Origin of the sequence: Streptomyces asoensis (assembly GCF_013085465.1) — a bacterium.
GTDB lineage: Bacteria > Actinomycetota > Actinomycetes > Streptomycetales > Streptomycetaceae > Streptomyces > Streptomyces cacaoi_A.
Window position 1 is genome coordinate 8,124,715 of sequence record NZ_CP049838.1, and the last position, 15,042, is coordinate 8,139,756.

Annotated in this window: 11 protein-coding genes and 1 pseudogene; all 12 read left to right on the plus strand. The window is 70.9% G+C overall.

Annotated elements, in window-relative coordinates:
- Nucleotides 1-5 precede the first annotated feature (5 nt).
- Nucleotides 6-740, plus strand: a pseudogene (locus G9272_RS46490) (ATP-binding cassette domain-containing protein); the annotation flags it as partial.
- Nucleotides 737-1,753, plus strand: coding sequence for an ABC transporter permease (locus tag G9272_RS36280; RefSeq protein ID WP_171400450.1), 1,017 nt, complete (start codon nt 737-739; stop codon nt 1,751-1,753). The pseudogene G9272_RS46490 and the gene G9272_RS36280, both read left to right, overlap by 4 nt.
- Nucleotides 1,754-1,770: 17 nt before the next feature.
- Nucleotides 1,771-2,832 (plus strand): substrate-binding domain-containing protein, encoded by a 1,062-nt coding sequence (locus tag G9272_RS36285; protein ID WP_171400451.1) that lies wholly within the window; start codon nt 1,771-1,773, stop codon nt 2,830-2,832.
- Nucleotides 2,833-3,349: 517 nt separating this feature from the next.
- Nucleotides 3,350-4,558 (plus strand): Gfo/Idh/MocA family protein, encoded by a 1,209-nt coding sequence (locus G9272_RS36290; RefSeq protein ID WP_171400452.1) that lies wholly within the window; start codon nt 3,350-3,352, stop codon nt 4,556-4,558.
- Between the two features lie 21 nt (nt 4,559-4,579).
- On the plus strand, nt 4,580-5,578 hold the full coding sequence (locus G9272_RS36295; protein WP_171400453.1) for a sugar phosphate isomerase/epimerase family protein: 999 nt from the start codon (nt 4,580-4,582) through the stop codon (nt 5,576-5,578).
- A 128-nt stretch (nt 5,579-5,706) separates the two neighbouring features.
- The gene (locus G9272_RS36300; RefSeq protein ID WP_171400454.1) at nt 5,707-8,202 is read left to right on the plus strand and encodes a carbohydrate-binding protein; all 2,496 of its coding nucleotides are present in this window, start codon (nt 5,707-5,709) and stop codon (nt 8,200-8,202) included.
- A 14-nt stretch (nt 8,203-8,216) separates the two neighbouring features.
- Entirely contained in the window at nt 8,217-9,599 is a 1,383-nt protein-coding gene (locus G9272_RS36305; protein ID WP_171402325.1) for a ThuA domain-containing protein, read from the plus strand.
- 174 nt (nt 9,600-9,773) lie between these two features.
- Nucleotides 9,774-10,988, plus strand: a complete 1,215-nt coding sequence (locus G9272_RS36310) for an inositol-3-phosphate synthase (RefSeq protein ID WP_171400455.1) — start codon at nt 9,774-9,776, stop codon at nt 10,986-10,988.
- Nucleotides 10,989-11,221: 233 nt separating this feature from the next.
- Nucleotides 11,222-12,268, plus strand: coding sequence for an SCO3242 family prenyltransferase (locus tag G9272_RS36315; RefSeq protein WP_171400456.1), 1,047 nt, complete (start codon nt 11,222-11,224; stop codon nt 12,266-12,268).
- A complete protein-coding gene (locus tag G9272_RS36320; RefSeq protein ID WP_171400457.1) occupies nt 12,265-13,368 on the plus strand; it encodes a sugar phosphate isomerase/epimerase family protein in 1,104 nt (367 codons plus the stop codon). Before G9272_RS36315 ends, G9272_RS36320 begins: the two co-directional genes overlap by 4 nt.
- Nucleotides 13,365-14,192: an EboA domain-containing protein gene (locus tag G9272_RS36325; RefSeq protein WP_171400458.1), complete on the plus strand. Its 828-nt coding sequence runs from the start codon at nt 13,365-13,367 to the stop codon at nt 14,190-14,192. The genes G9272_RS36320 and G9272_RS36325 overlap by 4 nt, the downstream gene beginning before the upstream one ends.
- Entirely contained in the window at nt 14,192-15,040 is an 849-nt protein-coding gene (locus G9272_RS36330) for a TatD family hydrolase (RefSeq protein ID WP_171400459.1), read from the plus strand. Before G9272_RS36325 ends, G9272_RS36330 begins: the two co-directional genes overlap by 1 nt.
- Nucleotides 15,041-15,042: the final 2 nt, after the last annotated feature.

Sequence of the window (15,042 nt, forward strand, 5' to 3'; positions counted from 1 at the left end):
ACGGGACGCCGGTGCTGGAAGTGCGAGGGCTCGTCAGAGAGGGTGAGTTCGCGGCCCTCGACCTGACCGTGCGGCCCGGAGAGATCGTCGGGCTCGCCGGACTGGTCGGCTCGGGGCGATCGGAGATCCTGGAGACGATCTACGGAGCGCGGAAGCCGAGCGCCGGTCAAGTCCTCGTCGACGGACGGCCGTTGCGTCCCGGCAGTGTGCGGGCGGCCGTACGGGCCGGGCTCGGACTGGCCCCCGAGGAACGCAAGGCGCAGGCCCTGCTGATGCTGGAGTCCGTCACCCGCAATGTCTCCGTCTCCTCCATGTCCCGCTTCTCGCGCGGGGGTTGGATCGACCGGCGTGCCGAACGGGGAGCGGCGCGGGCCGCGACGCGTGAGCTGTCGCTGCGCCCCGACAATCCGTCCGTCCCCGTGCGCACGCTGTCCGGCGGCAACCAGCAGAAGGCGGTCCTGGCCCGCTGGCTGCTGCGTGGCTGCCGGGTCCTGCTCCTCGACGAGCCGACGCGCGGCGTCGACGTCGGCGCCCGCGCCGAACTGTATACAGTCGTCCGTCGACTGGCTGACGAAGGCCTCGCCGTGCTGTTGGTCTCCAGCGAGGTGCCCGAGGTGCTCGGCCTCTCCGACCGCGTGCTGGTGCTCCGCGAAGGCCGCGTCGTCCACACGGCGCCGGCCCGTGAGCTGGACGAACACCGCGTACTCGATCTCGTCATGGAAGGAAGCCCGGCGTCATGACGCAGCCCGTCTCCCCACCGCGGGACAGCACCGACAAGGTGCCGCAGATCCCGCTCCCCACCTGGCGCACCGTAATGGCCCGCGCCGACGTCCGTACCCTCTCGCTGCTCGGCGTGCTCGCCGCGCTCATCGTGATCGGCGGGATCACCAAACCGGACGAGTTCCTCGACACCCGCAACCTCCAGCTCGTCCTCACCCAGGGGTCCGTGATCGGCGTCGTCACCGTCGGTATGACCTTCGTCATCACCTCCGGGGGCATCGACCTCTCGGTCGGTGCGATCGTCGCGCTGGCATCGGTGTGGGCGACCACGGTCGCCACCCAGGAATACGGTTTCGCGGGCATTCTCTTCACGGCGGTGATCGTCGGACTGGGCTGTGGCCTGGTCAACGGTCTGCTCATCGCGTACGGCGGGATGGTGCCGTTCATCGCGACGCTCGCCATGCTGGCCTCCGCCCGCGGACTGGCCCTCCAGATCACGGACGGCCGGACGCAGATCGTGACCGTGGACGGCGTCCTCGACCTGGGAGAGCGCGACGCCTATGTGCTCGGTGTCCCGCCGCTTGTGATCGTCTTCGCGATCGTGACGGTCATCGGCTGGTTGGTGCTGAACCGCACCACGTTCGGCCGCCGCACGGTGGCCGTCGGCGGTAACGCGGAGGCTGCCCGGCTCGCCGGCATCGACGTACGCCGCCAACGGCTGTACCTCTACCTGCTGTCCGGCCTGTGCTGCGGCATCGCCGCCTTCCTGCTGATCATCCTGTCCGGCTCGGGACAGAACACCAACGGCAACCTCTACGAACTCGACGCCATCGCGGCCGCGATCATCGGCGGCACGCTGCTCACCGGGGGGCGCGGCACCATCACCGGCTCCGTGCTCGGCGTACTGATCTTCACCACGATCACCAACATCTTCGCCCTGAACAACCTACAGAGCGACGTCCAGCAGATCGCCAAGGGCGCGATCATCGTCGCCGCCGTGCTGGTCCAGCGCCGTACCGCGAGCACGACCTGAGGAAAGGGTTCACCGTCATGCCAGAGCCGACACCGTTCACGAACCGCTTCACCAGTCGCAGAGGAATGCTCTTCGGGGCCGCCGCCGTCTCGGCAGGCACCTTCCTCGTGGGTTGCACCAGCAATGACTCCAAGGACGAGGAACCGGCCGCGAACGACCAGCCGGCCGCCGACGACAAGCCCGGCAAGCAGGTCACCATCGGCTTCGCCGGACCGCAGGCCGACCACGGCTGGCTCAACGCCATCAACGACAACGCGGAGAGCCGCGCGAAGAAGTACTCCGACGTGACGCTGGAGATCACCGAGGGCTCGAACGACACCGCCCAGCAGATCGGCCAGATCGAGACCCTCATCAACAAGAAGGTCGACGTCCTGGTCGTGCTGCCCGCCGACGGCAAGGCCCTCACCCAGGTCGGCCTGAAGGCGATGCGCGCGGGCATCCCCGTCGTCAACCTCGACCGGATCTTCAACACACCGCAGGCGTACCGGTGTTGGGTCGGCGGCGACAACTACGGGATGGGTCTCAACGCCGGGCACTACATCGGGGAGAAACTCAAGGGAAAGTCCGACGCCCGCGTGATCGAGCTGGCCGGTCTGGACAACCTGGAGCTCACCAAGCAGCGCACCCAGGGTTTCGACGACGCCCTGAAGAACTACCCCAACATCAAGAAGGTCGCTCGGCAGGCCGCCGAGTTCACGGTCGAGTCGGGGCAGGCCAAGATGGCCCAACTGCTCCAGGCTCAGTCCAAGTTCGACGCGCTGTGGAATCACGACGACGACCAGGGTGTGGGCGCGCTGCGCGCCATCGAGCAGGCCGGACGTGACGACTTCCTGATGGTCGGCGGCGCGGGTGCCCTTGCCGCGTTCCAGGCGATCAAGCAGGACAACGGTGTCCTGAAGGCAACCGTTCTCTACCCGCCGACCATGGCCGCCTCCGCCATCGACCTCGCCCGCGCGCTCGGCCAGGGCAAGGGCGTCGGCGGTCTCGCCGAGTACGAGATCCCCGCCTCGATCACCCTCTACTCGGCGGTCGTCGACAAGACCAACGTCGACCAGTACATGTCCACAGGCTTCAAGTAGGGCGTGCTCTGTCCGGGGGCGGTCGCACGCCACGGGGTTCGGCCGCGGGGCGCGGGCTATCGGCTACGGAATACGAAGTACGAGCTACGGGATTCGGGATACGGGCGACGAGCCGGAGGCAACAGGCTCTGTGCGCCGGGTGTTCTGCCGAACGGCCTGAACCGCAGGCGTGATGCGGGACCACCGACCTCCGTCGCGCTCGCCCGGGCTCCGCACGGCGCGGTCGCAGTCGTCGGCTCTGCCTGTAGGTGCCCACCGGGTCCGGGTTCGGTGCCACCGCCCCTTGGGTCGCATCCACCGCATCCACCGCATCCACCCCATCGACCAGGGAAGGCCCGACCCCAACGAGCCTGCCGCGCCCCAGCAAGCCCCTGTCCGAGCCGAACCCGCCCACTGGACGGCATCAGCCCCGTCCGGCGGCACCAGCTCCCCCTGGGCATGCGCCGGACGGCCCGGGCCCTCGTGCCCGACGGCGTCCCACCCCCCACCGTGCCACGACGACGAGGAGGACAACCGTATGGAACAGCCGCAGCAGTCAGCAGGACCGGAGGCGGGCAAGCAGCCGCTCCGTGTGGGGATGGTCGGTTACGCGTTCATGGGCGCTGCCCACTCCCAGGGCTGGCGCACCGCGGGCCGAGTCTTCGATCTTCCCCGCCGTCCGGTCCTCGCCGTGATCTGCGGCCGCGACCCCTCCGCCGTGCGGGCGGCGGCGGACCGGCACGGCTGGGCGGCGACCGAGACCGACTGGCGTGCTCTGATCGCCCGGGACGACGTCGACCTCGTCGACATCTGCACCCCCGGCGACTCCCACGCCGAGATCGCAGTGGCGGCGCTGGCCGCCGGCAAGCACGTCCTGTGCGAGAAGCCCCTCGCGAACACCGTCGAGGAGGCCGAGACCATGGCACGCGCCGCAGAAGCCGCGCACACGCGGGGCCAGTTGGCGATGGTCGGCTTCAACTACCGCCGGGTCCCGGCCACCGCCCTGGCCCGGCGGATGGTTGCCGAAGGCCGGCTGGGGACGCTGCGCCACGTCCGCGTGACATACCTCCAGGACTGGCTGGTCGACCGCGAGTTCCCACTGACGTGGCGACTGCGCAGGGAACTGGCCGGCTCCGGCTCGCTCGGCGACCTGGGCGCGCACATCGTCGACCTCGCACAGCACCTGGCGGGGGAGCGGCTCGCGGGAGTCTCCGCGATCACCGAGACCTTCGTACGGCAGCGACCGCTGCCCGATGGTCCGACGAGCGGCCTGAGCGCGCCCTCCGCCGTCGGCACCGGCACGGTCACCGTGGACGACGCCGCCCTGTTCACCGGTCGCTTCACCTCCGGCGCGCTCGCCTCCTTCGAGGCGACCCGGTTCGCCACCGGACGCAAGAACGCCCTGCGCCTCGAACTCAACGGTGAACGCGGCTCGTTGGCCTTCGATCTGGAGCGCCTCAACGAACTCTGGTTCCACGACGCCACCGAACCCAGCACGCACGCCGGCTTCCGCCGCATCCTCGTCACCGAACCCGACCACCCCTACCTGAACGCCTGGTGGCCGCCGGGCCATGGGCTCGGCTACGAGCACACCTTCGTCCACCAGGTCCGCGACCTGGTGCACGCCGTCGCCGAGGGCAGCCGCCCCGAACCCTCCTTCGCCGACGGGCTACAGGTTCAGCGCGTCCTGGCGGCGGTCGAGGAGAGCGCCGAGAAGAACTCCGTCTACACCCCGATAGCGGACTGAGGACCAAGGAGGGCCTGGAGCATGCCGCGTACGTTCACACTCTTCACCGGCCAGTGGGCCGACCTGCCCCTGGAGGAGGTCTGCCGCCTCGCTCGCGACTTCGGATACGACGGGCTGGAACTCGCCTGTTGGGGCGACCACTTCGAGGTCGACAAGGCACTCGCGGATCCCGGGTACGTGGAGTCCCGCCACCAACTTCTCGACAAGTACGGGCTGAAGTGCTGGGCCATCTCCAACCACCTGGTGGGGCAGGCGGTCTGCGACGCCATCATCGACGAACGCCACCAGGCCATCCTGCCCGCCCGCATCTGGGGCGACGGCGAACCGGAGGGCGTCCGGCGGCGTGCCGCCGCCGAGATCGCCGACACCGCCAGGGCCGCGGCCGCCTTCGGTGTCGACACGGTGATCGGCTTCACCGGCTCCGCCATCTGGCATCTGGTCGCCATGTTCCCGCCCGCGCCCGAGTCGATGATCGAGCGGGGCTACGAGGACTTCGCCGAGCGCTGGAACCCCATCCTCGACGTCTTCGACGCGCAGGGAGTGCGGTTCGCGCACGAGGTCCACCCCAGCGAGATCGCATACGACTACTGGACGACCGTACGCACACTGGAGGCGGTCGACCGTCGACCGGCTTTCGGCCTCAACTTCGACCCGAGCCACTTCGTGTGGCAGGACCTCGACCCGGTCGGCTTCCTGTGGGACTTCCGCGACCGCATCTACCACGTGGACTGCAAGGAGGCCCGCAAGCGTCTGGACGGCCGCAACGGACGACTCGGCTCCCACCTGCCCTGGGGCGACCCGCGGCGCGGCTGGGACTTCGTCTCCGCCGGCCACGGCGACGTCCCCTGGGAGGACGTCTTCCGCATGCTGCGCTCCATCGACTACCAGGGCCCGATCTCCGTGGAGTGGGAGGACGCCGGCATGGACCGGCTCCAGGGCGCTCCCGAGGCCCTCGCGCGCCTCCGGGCCTACGACTTCAAGCCGCCGTCCGCGTCCTTCGACGCGGCCTTCGGCAACTGAGCCGGCCGAGCAGACCGAGGTAACCGAGCTCCCCACAGGCTCACCTGACTGTGCATCCGTTTCCGGGATGACGGCGCATCCCGGCATTCGCACCCGCCCGTACAACCAGCCCCACTCTGGAGGCATCCGTGCACGGGAACGACCCCACCACCGGCACCCGCAGAGCAGAGACCCACAGACGACGTCCATCGCTGCGCAGAGCCATCGCCCTCCTGAGCGGCGCCCTGCTGGCCGGCGCGTCGCTCACCCTCGCCGCACCCGAGGTCGGCGCAGCCGTCGCCGCCCCGCTGGTCGCGGCCGAGGACTTCCAGCAGGTCACCCTCGCCAAGGGCGAGGCGGAGGTCGGCGAGCCCATGTCGCTCGCCGTGCTGCCCGACCGCTCCGTCCTGCACACCTCACGCGACGGCGAACTCCGGCTCACCGACGCCGCCGGCAACACGCGACTGGCCGGCAAGCTCGACGTCTACTCCCACGACGAGGAAGGCCTCCAAGGCATCGGGGTGGACCCGGAGTTCGCGGCCAACCGCTTCATCTACCTCTACTACGCACCGCCGTTGAACACTCCGGCGGGCGACGCCCCCGAGACCGGAACGGCTGCCGACTTCGCTCCCTTCGACGGGGTCAACCGTCTCTCCCGCTTCGTGCTCGGGACGGACGGGACGCTCGACGTCTCGAGCGAGACGAAGATCCTCGACGTACCCGCCTCACGCGGCCTGTGCTGCCACGTCGGCGGCGACATCGACTTCGACGCGGCAGGGAACCTCTACCTGTCCACCGGCGACGACAGCAACCCCTTCCAGTCGGACGGCTTCACGCCCATCGACGGGCGCGACAACCGCAATCCCGCCTTCGACGCCCGCCGTTCCGCCGGCAACACCAACGACCTGCGCGGCAAGATCCTGCGCATCAAGGTGAACGCCGATGGCTCGTACGCCGTCCCGGACGGCAACCTGTTCGCGCCCGGCACGGACCGGACACGGCCCGAGATCTACGCGATGGGTTTCCGCAACCCGTTCCGCTTCAGCGTCGACAAGGCCACCGGCATCCTCTACGTCGGCGACTACGGCCCCGATGCCGGTGCGGCCGATCCGGCTCGCGGACCGGCCGGTCAGGTCGAGTTCGCACGTGTCACCGGCCCCGGCAACTTCGGATGGCCGTTCTGCACGGGCGACAATGATCCGTATATCGCATACGATTTCGCGACGGGTGTATCCGGTGCGCCCTTCGACTGCGCCGCCCCGAAGAACACCTCGCCGCACAACACCGGCCTCACCGACCTGCCCCCGGCCCAACCCGCCTGGATTGCGTACAACGGCCCGTCGGTACCCGAGTTCGGTGACGGTTCCGAGTCCCCGATGGGCGGCCCCGTCTACCACTACGACGCCTCGCTCGACTCGCCGGTGAAATTCCCGGAAGCGTACGACGGGAACTTCTTCGCCGGGGAGTTCGGCCGACGCTGGATCAAGCGCATCGTCAGTGACGCGAACGGCGCCGTGCAGTCGATCAACGCCGTCCCGTGGACCGGTACCCAGGTGATGGACATGGCGTTCGGGCCCGACGGGGCGTTGTACGTCCTCGACTACGGCACCGCCTGGTTCGGCGGTGACGAGCACTCGGGTCTGTACCGCATCGAGAACGCCACCGACGGCCACTCCCCGGTCGCCCAGGCCACAGCCGATCGCACCTCGGGACAGTCCCCTCTGAAGGTACGTTTCTCCTCCGCCGGCACGACCGACCAGGACGGCGACGAGCTCACCTACAGCTGGGACTTCGGCGACGGCGGCACCTCGACGGCGGCCGACCCCACGCACAAGTACAAGAAGAACGGCACGTACACCGCGACCCTGACCGCCGAGGACGGCTCCGGCCGTACCGGCAGCGCGAGCGTGCAGATCGTCGTGGGGAACACGGCACCGAAGGTGGTGCTGGAAACGCCGAAGGACGGCCAGTTGTTCAGTTTCGGTGACGCGATCCCGTTCAAGGTGAGGGTCACCGACCCGGAGGACGGCAGGGCGATCGACTGCTCCAGGGTCGAGGTCACGTTCGTCCTCGGCCACGACAGCCACGGCCACCCGGTGACCTCGGCAAACGGTTGCACCGGCACCCTCCAGACCAGCGCCGACGGCGGCCACGACGAGGATGCCAACATCTTCGGAGTCCTCGACGCCGAGTACACCGACGGCGGAGGCGGCGGCCAGGCCCCGCTCACCTCGCACGACCAGAACGTCCTTCAGCCCCGCCACCGCCAGGCCGAGCATTTCGGTGACTCGTCCGGCGTCACGCTCATCTCCAAGGACGTCGCCCACGGCGGCAGGACGGTCGGCGACATCGACAACGGTGACTGGATCTCCTTCACGCCGTACGTCCTCGGCAACGCCAAGAAGATCACGGCACGTGTTTCCTCGGGCGGCGCGGGCGGAACGCTGGAGATCCGCGCCGGCTCGCCGACCGGCACCCTGCTCGGCAAGGCCACCGTCCCGGTGACCGGCGGCTGGGAGACCTTCCAGGACGTCAGCGCCGACCTGTCCCGCACCCCGCGCGGCACCACCACGCTCCACCTCGTCTTCAAGGGCGGCTCCGGCGCTCTCTTCGACGTGGACGACTTCACCTTCACGACCGGCTGAGAGGAGGGCACGTGATGCATGCAACCCGCCGACTGGCCACCGTCGTCGTGGGAGCGGCGCTGCTCCTCGGCAGTGTCTCGGGCCCGGCCGCCTCGCACTCCGGGGACAGCGGGAGCAAGGGCAGCGGAAAGGGAAACAGCGGGAAACGGTTGCTGGTCTTCTCCAAGACGGCCGGTTTCCGGCACGACTCGATCCCGGACGGCGTCGCGGCGGTGCGGGAGCTCGGCGCGACGGGCGGCTTCGGAGTCGACGCCACCGAAGACGCGGGCGCGTTCACGCCGGGGAACCTGCGGCGCTATGACGCCGTCGTCTTCCTGTCGACGACCGGGGATGTCCTGGACGCCGCACAGCAGGCCGCCTTCGAGGGCTACATCCGGCACGGCGGCGGCTATGTCGGTGTCCACGCGGCGGCCGACACCGAATACGACTGGGAGTTCTACGGCGGCCTCGCCGGCGCCTGGTTCCAGTCGCACCCGGCGATCCAGCCGGCGACGGTCGACGTCGAGGACCGGGCCCACCCCGCGACCTCGGGACTCGCCGGCACCTGGAACCGCACCGACGAGTGGTACAACTACCGTTCCAACCCGCGCGAGCGGGCCCACGTCCTGGCCTCGCTCGACGAGCAGTCGTACACGGGCGGCACCATGAACGGCGACCATCCGATCGCCTGGTGCCAGAAGTATCAGGGCGGCCGCGCCTTCTACACCGGGGGCGGCCACACGAAGGAGTCCTACGCGGATCCTGCATTCCGTGGACACCTACTGGGCGGCATACTGTATGCGGTCGCCGATGTCCAGGCCGACTGTCGACCGGAGAACGGATACCGTCCACTCTTCGACGGCACATCCCTGAACGGCTGGCAGCAGGCCGGCCCCGGCTCCTTCACCCTCTCCGACGACGGCACGCTGACGTCGACGGGCGGAATGGGTCTGCTCTGGTATGCCGGTCGGAGCTTCGGGGCGTACTCACTGAAGCTCGACTGGAGGACCACAGCCGCCGGTCCGAGCGACCCCGGCGACGACAACTCCGGTGTGTTCGTGGGCTTCCCGCCGTCGGACGACCCGTGGTCCGCCGTGAACAACGGCTACGAGATCCAGATCGACGCCACCGACGTCCCCGAGAAGACCACCGGTTCGGTCTACGGCTTCCGGTCCGCCGACCTGAAGAAGCGGGACCGCGCGCTGAACCCGCCGGGGGAGTGGAACACGTACGAGATCCGGGTGGAGGGCGAACGCCTGCGCGTCTGGCTCAACGGCGTGCAGATCAACGACTTCACCAACACCGACCCGGCGCGGAGTCTGCGCGACGGACACCTCGGTCTCCAGAACCACGGAGCCGACGACCAGGTGTCCTTCCGCGACGTCCGGATCAAGGAACTGCCCGGTCAGGGCGACTGAACGGCGGCGGGCGGGGGACGCCGGACCCCCGCCCGCCGTCACCACCCCGATCCATCACCGCGCCGAACTCCCCAGCCCTCTCGGCCCGTTCGTCTTCCTTCCTCCCTCCCTCCCCCCTCCCTCCCTTCCTCCCGCCTCGTTCTCCGGGGTTCGCGCACGACAAGGAGGCTGCCCATGTCCGCGTCCCTTTCCCGTCCCCCGCGCGTCGGCGTCTGGCTGATCGGGGCCCGCGGTTCCGTGGCCACCACCGTGGTCGCGGGGTGCGCCGCCGTCACGGCCGGCCTGCACCCGCCGACGGGCCTGGTCACCGAGACGCCCGCGTTCGCCGACAGCGGCTTGCCCACCTTGTCCTCCCTCGTCTTCGGCGGACACGACACGACCGACTGCCCTCTGCCCAAACGCGCTGAGCAACTCGCGGCCGGAGGAGTCCTCCCGGCAGGCCTCCCCGCGGCGGTCGAAGCCGAACTCGCCGCCGCCGACCGGGAGATCAGGCCCGGAGGCCCTGTTCCGGGGGACACCCGTAGCGACGAGCGGCTGATCAGCGAGTTCGCCGCCGACCTACGCGACTTCGTACGCCGGTGCGGTCTCGCGCGTGCGGTGGTGGTGAACGTGGCCTCGACCGAACCGGCGGCGACCGGCTCCGCGCTGCCGCCGAGTTCCCTCTACGCGGCCGCGGCCCTGCGAGCCGGCTGCCCGTACGTGAACTTCACCCCGTCCACGGGATTGCACCACCCGGGGCTGGCGCCCGTGGCGGAGGCGAGCGGGCTGCCGTACGCCGGCCGGGACGGCAAGACTGGGCAGACACTGCTGCGCTCCGTCCTGGGGCCGATGTTCGCCCAGCGGGCGCTGGCCGTCCGGGCCTGGTCCGGCACCAACCTCCTGGGCGGCGGTGACGGAGCGGCCCTGGCCGACCCGGCCGCCGCCGAGGCGAAGAACGCGGGCAAGGAACGCGTCCTCGCCGACACTCTCGGCACCACTCCCGAGGGCCGGGTCCATATCGACGACGTCCCGGTACTGGGGGACTGGAAGACCGCCTGGGACCACGTCGCCTTCGACGGCTTCCTGGGCACCCGCATGATTCTCCAGACCATCTGGCAGGGCTGCGACTCCGCGCTCGCGGCACCCCTCGTCCTCGACCTGGCCCGCCTCGCGGCCCGGGCCCACGAAGCCGGCCTGTCCGGCCCGCTCAGCGAACTCGCCTTCTTCTTCAAGGACCCCGTGGGCGAAGCGCCGTCGGCCTTGGCGGAGCAGCACGCGCAACTGGAGCGGTTCGCCCGACGGCTGGGGGGCGGCGGGGGTGTGGGCGGCGAGAGCGCCGAGACCGGCGAACGGGAGACGCCCGGGGGACGGCACGATCGCGCGACGAGGTCAGGCGAGGAGACGGGATGAGCGAGGGCGGAGCGGTGCGTGGAGCTGAGGGGCGGGCGGCCGCGGCGGCCACCGTGCCGGACGGGGGGAGGGCGGCGGAGGCCGGCACGTCGGGCGGTTGTGTGGCTGCGGAGGCCGGTACGTCGGACCGGAGGGTGGCTTCGGAGGCAGGTACGTCGGACCGGAGGGTGGCTTCGGAGGCCGGTACGTCGGACCGGAGGGTGGCTTCGGAGGCCGGTACGTCGGACCGGAGGATGGCTTCGGAGGCAGGTACGTCGGATGGGCGGGCGGCTGGGGAGACAGGTACGTCGGGAGGGCTGGCCGATGGGGTGGTCGGCGCCTCGGAGAGGAACCGCGCTCGCGTGCGGGCCTGGGCCGAACTGCTGCGACTGCCCGCCCTGTTCACGGTCCCCGGCGACGCGCTGGCGGGCGCCGCCGCGCTCACCGCGCGCCCCGACCACCGGACCCTGCTCGCCATCGGCTCCTCCCTCTGCCTGTACGAGGCCGGCATGGTTCTCAACGACTGGGCGGATCGCGCGGAGGACGCCGTCGAACGCCCCCACCGCCCTCTCCCCTCCGGCCGGGTGAGCCCCACCGCCGCCTTCACGGCGGCCTGCGCCTTCACCGCCGCCGGCCTAGCCCTGGCCACTCGGGCAGGCCGCCCGGCCCTGACGGTCGCGGCTCCGCTCGCGGCCACCGTCTGGTCCTACGACCTGGCCCTGAAGCACACGCCCGCGGGCCCGTTCGCCATGGCCGCCGCCCGTTGCCTGGATCTCCTCCTCGGCGCCGCGGCCACCGCAGGACGCGCGCGCCCGGCCCTTCCCTCCGCCGCGCTCCTGGCCACGCACACGCTCGCGGTCACGACCCTGTCCCGCCAGGAAACCCGCGAGGGCACGCCGACGGCAGCCCTGGCAGCTCTGGCCACGACAGGCGCACTGACCTGGCTGTTGCAGCGTCGACCGACACCCGGCCTGCCAACGAAACGACGGTCACCTGACGGGCAGTTGCACGGTCATCATGGGAGGTCAGGGCCAGGGCCAGGATCCCCACACCCCCTGCCCGCGCCGCTGACCGCAGCGCTCGCCGCCACCTACGCCACCACCACGGCCCGCTCCTACCTGCACGCCTCCCTCAACCCGTCCCCTCCTCTCACCCAACAAGCTGTCGGCGCCGGCATTCGCGGCACCATTCCCCTCCAGGCCGCTCTCATCGCCCGCTCGGGAGCCACCGCCACCGCGCTGCTCACAGCAGCCCTGGCACCGGTCGCCCGGAGACTCGCGAGGCGGGTGAGCATCACGTGAAGCCCGGACCTACGAGCCGCGAGAGCGGCCCCAACGAGAAGACCTCGAACGCCATCACCCCGCACCCTCCCTCGCCTTCACTCCCGTCTCCGCCCCCGCCCCCGCGCTCGCTCCCGCTCCCGCTCCGCTTCGGCTACGGCACGAACGGCCTCGCCGATCTCCGCCTCGACGACGCCCTCGCCCTGCTCGCCGACCTCGGCTACGACGGCGTCGGACTGACGCTCGACCACATGCACCTCGACCCGTTCGCCCCGGACCTCGCCGTCCGCATCCGACACATCGCGCACCGACTGGACGCCCTCGGGCTGGACGTCACCGTCGAGACCGGCGCCCGCTATGTCCTGGACGCGCGCCGCAAGCACGGCCCCTCCCTCCTGGATCCGGAGCCGGACGATCGCGCCCGCCGCGTCGACCTGCTGCTCCGCGCCGTCCGGATCGCCGGTGATCTCGGTGCGCATGCCGTCCACTGCTTCAGCGGAACCCTCCCGCCAGGCACGGCGGCGGAGACCGCGTGGCAGCGCCTCGCCGAGACTCTCGCCCCCGTCCTGGACGCCGCCGCGTCCGGCGGCACCCCCCTCGCCATCGAACCCGAACCCGGTCACCTCCTGGCGACTCTCGCCGACTTCCACCGGCTCCGCCTGGCCCTGGACGGCCCGGCGTCCCTCGGCCTCACTCTCGACATCGGCCACTGCCAGTGCCTCGAGCCGCTCCCGCCCGCCGACTGCGTACGCGCCGCGGCGCCCTGGCTGCGGCACGTCCAGATCGAGGACATGCGCCGTGATGTCCACGAACACCTTCCCTTCGGGGACGGCGAGATCGACTTCCCGCCCGTCCTCGCCGCTCTCGCCGACACCGGCTACCGCGGGCTGACAGTGGTTGAACTGCCCCGCCACTCCCACGCCGGCCCCCACTACGCCGAAGCCTCCCTCCCCTTCCTCCGCCGCGCGGCGGCATCCGCTCAAGTCACCGTCACCGTCACCGACCACGCCGATCCGAAGTCGCCCTCCTCCCCAGTCCCGAGCCGCCCGTCCCGGGCGGCGAATCTGCCCGTCGCGCCACCTGGCGAGCCCTCCGCCATCCGAGAAGGGAGCACTCCATGACCCACCCTCACGCCGCCCTGGCGACCCCGGAAGCGGAACACGCGGGCACCACCCTGGCCCGCACTCCTCTCGACGCCCTGCACAGCCACCTCGACACCCACCTCGAGGCGACCGCCCGCGTCTGGTTCCGCCGGGCTCTCGACGAGGCCGCCGCCCACCCGGGCACTCATGGGCCCATCTCGGTGTGGGAGTTGCGCCTCGCCGAGGCCGGTCGCCGTTGCGGCAGCCGTTACGCCGACGCCGCCCGCGTGCTCATCCTCCGCGCGGCCCGCGCCGACCCGGCGTCCCTGGCCCGCGTCTATTTCCAGGGCACCGCCGAAGAACGTCGAGCGGTCCTGCACGCGCTGCCCCACCTCGTGTCCGGGCCCGACGCCCTCCCGCTGGTCGAGGACGCCCTGCGCACCCATGACACCCGGCTCCTCGCGGCCGCCGTCGGCCCCTACGCCGCCCGTCACCTCGATGCGCACGCCTGGCGCCACGCCGTCCTGAAATGCCTCTTCGCCGGAGTGCCCGTCGACGAGGTGGCGGGCCTCGAACAGCGCGCCCGCGCCGACGCCGAACTCGCCCGCATGCTCGTCGACTACGCCACCGAACGCACCGCCGCGGGCCGCCCCGTCCCGCGCGATCTGCAACGCGTCCTGACGCTGACCGATCCGGCGGCTCTGACCGATCCGGCGGCTCTGACCGATCCGACGGCTCTGACCGATCCGGCGGCTCTGACCGCAGCCGACCCGGACGCACCCACCCCACACCTCCACCGCGCGGACCCCCCTGGCGCGGGCAGTCCCCGCCGCCCGGCCCACCCCCACGGCAAGGAGTCCTGATGCGCATCTTCGATCCCCACATCCACATGACCTCGCGCACCACCGACGACTACGAGGCGATGCACGCGGCCGGTGTCCGCGCCGTCGTCGAGCCGTCCTTCTGGCTGGGACAGCCGCGCACCTCGACCGCCTCCTTCCTCGACTACTTCGACTCCCTTCTCGGCTGGGAACCGTTCCGGGCCGCGCAGTACGGCATCGCCCATCACTGCGCGCTCGCCCTCAACCCCAAGGAGGCCAACGACCCGCGCTGCGCCGCCGTCCTGGAGGAGCTGCCGCGCTATCTCGTCAAGGACCACGTCGTGGCCGTCGGCGAGATCGGCTACGACTCGATGACCCCCGCCGAGGACACCGCCCTGGCCGCCCAGCTCCAGCTGGCCGCCGACCATGCCCTGCCGGCCCTCGTGCACACCCCGCACCGCGACAAGCTCGCCGGACTGCGCCGCACCCTCGACGTCGTCCGTGAATCCGCCGTGCCGCCGGACCGGGTCCTGCTCGACCACCTCAACGAGACCACCGTGAAGGAGGCGAAGGACGCCGACTGCTGGCTGGGCTTCTCCGTCTACCCCGACACCAAGATGGACGAGACCCGCATGATCGGGATCCTCCGCCTGTACGGGCCGGAGAAGGTCCTGGTGAACAGCGCCGCGGACTGGGGCAGGAGCGACCCGCTCAAGACCCGAAGGGTCGCCGACCTGATGCTCTCGGAGGGCTTCACCGAGGACGACGTCGATCTCGTCCTGTGGCGCAACCCCGTCGCCTTCTACGGCCTCAGTGGCCGCCTCGCCCTTGAGGTGACCGCCCCCGACGCCACCCACGAGGGCAATTCCATCCTGCGCGGAGGGGAGTGAGC

Excerpts from the sequence above, each read along its gene's own strand:
- G9272_RS36280 (WP_171400450.1), top strand. The coding sequence starts at position 737 with ATGACGCAGCCCGTCTCCCCACCGCGGGACAGCACCGACAAGGTGCCG.
- G9272_RS36285 (WP_171400451.1), top strand. The coding sequence starts at position 1,771 with ATGCCAGAGCCGACACCGTTCACGAACCGCTTCACCAGTCGCAGAGGA.
- G9272_RS36290 (WP_171400452.1), top strand. The coding sequence starts at position 3,350 with ATGGAACAGCCGCAGCAGTCAGCAGGACCGGAGGCGGGCAAGCAGCCG.
- G9272_RS36295 (WP_171400453.1), top strand. The coding sequence starts at position 4,580 with ATGCCGCGTACGTTCACACTCTTCACCGGCCAGTGGGCCGACCTGCCC.
- G9272_RS36305 (WP_171402325.1), top strand. The coding sequence starts at position 8,217 with ATGCATGCAACCCGCCGACTGGCCACCGTCGTCGTGGGAGCGGCGCTG.
- G9272_RS36310 (WP_171400455.1), top strand. The coding sequence starts at position 9,774 with ATGTCCGCGTCCCTTTCCCGTCCCCCGCGCGTCGGCGTCTGGCTGATC.
- G9272_RS36315 (WP_171400456.1), top strand. The coding sequence starts at position 11,222 with ATGGCTTCGGAGGCAGGTACGTCGGATGGGCGGGCGGCTGGGGAGACA.
- G9272_RS36325 (WP_171400458.1), top strand. The coding sequence starts at position 13,365 with ATGACCCACCCTCACGCCGCCCTGGCGACCCCGGAAGCGGAACACGCG.
- G9272_RS36330 (WP_171400459.1), top strand. The coding sequence starts at position 14,192 with ATGCGCATCTTCGATCCCCACATCCACATGACCTCGCGCACCACCGAC.